Source organism: Streptomyces rectiviolaceus, assembly GCF_039533825.1.
Taxonomy (GTDB): Bacteria; Actinomycetota; Actinomycetes; order Streptomycetales; family Streptomycetaceae; genus Streptomyces; species Streptomyces rectiviolaceus.
In genome coordinates this window covers 1-1,210 of sequence record NZ_BAAAUG010000163.1, presented here as the reverse complement: position 1 = coordinate 1,210, position 1,210 = coordinate 1, and the positions used below count along the sequence as shown (strand labels likewise).

The following is a 1,210-nucleotide window of genomic DNA, read 5'->3' as shown; positions in this document are numbered from 1 at the left end:
TCTGTGAGCCGCCCGGCCTCCGTGTGCGTACGGGAATCAGCTGGCGTTGGTCTCGATCACACCGACCCGCTCCGCCGGCGTCTTGCCGATCAGCGCCTTGTTCATCGCTGCGGCGACGTCCGTCGGCTGGACCGGAGTCTTGTCGCCGTTGCCGCGCTGGATCAGGATGCCGTCGAAGACGTTGCCGTACAGCTTCTTGAGCTCCGCGAGGTTGTAGTGCGCCTGCAGGCTGCCGTCCTCGGCCACCTTCGTGTCGAGGATCTTCGGCAGCGACTTCGCCGGGCCGAACGGGATCGAGGCGGTGCCCGCCTTGATCGTGACGTTGGCGGACATGGCGGGCTTCGCGAAGCGCGTCATGAACTTGTCGACCTCGGCGTTCGCGACGGTCGGCTTGCGGGTCGTGACGGGCAGCTCGACGGCGCCGGCGCTGCCGGTCTCGACCTGCTTCTTGTACGCCTCCGAGACGGCCGTCGTCGACGCGGCGACGTCAAGGCCCTTGCCCGCCTTGCCGTACACGGGGACGGCCTTGCCGGGCACGAACTTGACCCCGCCCTCCTTGGCCGAGCCCGAGGCGCCCGCGGCGCGCTCCAGGGCGGCGGCGAGCTTCTCCTCGTCCACGGGCATGACCGGCTCGGCGACGCGCTCGCCGCCGAAGAGCGATCCGATCACCGATACGGGGTTGTAGTCACTGCCCGCCGCCTCGCGGACGGTGGCCTGGCTGTCCAGGGTCAGGCCCGCCTGGTCCGGATTGAGCGTGACCGCTTCACCGTCGACGGAGAGCTTCAGGGACTTGGTGACGCGCTTGCCGATCGCCTCGTCGAGCTTCTTCACGGCCTCGTCGCGCGTGCCGCCGCCGATGTCGACGCCGAGCACGGTGGTGCCCTTCGGTACGTCGGCGTGGTTCATCAGAAGACCGGCGCCGTAAGCACCGCAGGCCACGACGACCACGGCGACGGCCACCAGAACGAGCTTGTTGCGCCCCTTCTTCTTGGGCGGGGCCGCGGCGACCGGCACGTTCGGCTGCACCGGCTCGGGCAGCTTGGGCGGGGTGTGCGGCACGGTCCCCTCGGCCTGCGGGCCCGCGGCGAACGGCGAGTTCTGTGCCGGCGGTACGACCGGGATGCCGCTGGTCAGGGTGTCGCCGGAGACGTTGGTCCCCGGGGAAGGCGCGCTCGGGCCGCCCGGGATGGAGCCGGGGCCGCCGTGCACC

General features: G+C 70.8%; 1 pseudogene. It reads right to left on the bottom strand.

What is annotated here, in order from left to right:
- Positions 1-36: 36 nt before the first annotated feature.
- Positions 37-1,210, bottom strand: a pseudogene (locus tag ABD378_RS36450) (hypothetical protein); the annotation flags it as partial.